This window comes from Methylopila musalis (genome assembly GCF_042679725.1).
In the GTDB taxonomy this organism is placed as follows: domain Bacteria; phylum Pseudomonadota; class Alphaproteobacteria; order Rhizobiales; family Methylopilaceae; genus Methylopila; species Methylopila musalis.
Map to the genome: position 1 here is coordinate 1 of NZ_JBHTMX010000389.1, position 917 is coordinate 917.

At 73.0% G+C, this 917-nt stretch carries 1 protein-coding gene; it reads left to right on the forward strand.

Features of this window, described 5'->3' with window-relative positions; translation table 11 throughout:
* Positions 1-405 precede the first annotated feature (405 nt).
* The coding region (locus tag ACFQ4O_RS17870; protein WP_378777769.1) for a hypothetical protein at positions 406-917 on the forward strand (512 nt) is incomplete at its 3' end.

Genomic DNA, 917 nt, shown 5'->3' on the forward strand with positions numbered 1-917 from the left:
CCCGCCACGCGCCCATAGGCCAGCAGCGCGCCCACGACCGGCCCGCTCCACAGCGCGCTCGCCTCCGCCGGCTCGGCCGCGCGGGCGGCGGAGGGCGCGAGAATGGCGGCGGCGAGGCAGGCGAGGGCGCGTAAGGACCGCAGCGGCGAAACTCCCGGTTAAGCTTCGCAAAAGGTAACCGGGGGCGGTGTCGTCCCGGTTAACGAAGCGTCACCAGCCGGGCTAACGCGCGGCGTGGTTAGCGCGGCGTTAGCGATACCCTTCGCCCAAGCCCGCCGGGGGCGTTAACCGGCCATCAAGGTTAAGGACCGACAACCATACCAGTGTGTGGTTTTCGACGCGTCCTCGCGCGCTGCGGCTCTTCTTCCGGGCGGCGCGGGGACGGTCGCGGTCAGGGTGGCGTCCATGGTGCGAGCGGGGAAGGGCGGGCGCGCGAACGCGCCACGGCGCGGGCGACGTCCGGGGCCGAAAGCTCTTCTCAGGGTCGGCTTCGCCAGCGCCGCGCTGGTGTTCGCCAGCACCTCCATCGCCCGGCAGGACGCCTCCGGTCTGTTGCCGGCCGTGGCCCGGACGACGACGGAGGCGGTCTATTTCGCCTCCGAGCCGCGCATGCGCTCCGACATCGTGTCGCTGGAGACCGCCGATCTGTTCGCGACCGGGCGCGGTCCCGGCCTGCTGCTCGCCTCCCTCAACGCCGGCGAGGACCTGATGGTGCTCGACCAGCCGGAGCTCGCGCCGCCGTCGGCCCCTCTCGCCAAGGAGGACCGGCCGTCGCCCTTCGTGGACCGCACGCTCCGGGGCGACATCCGGCCCATCACCGCGCCAAAGCCCTACGAGCCGCCGGCGGAGCCCGGCCATTTCGATCTCGACGCGCTGGCGACGCTTCCGCCGCTCGGCGACGCGCTCCATCCCGACCG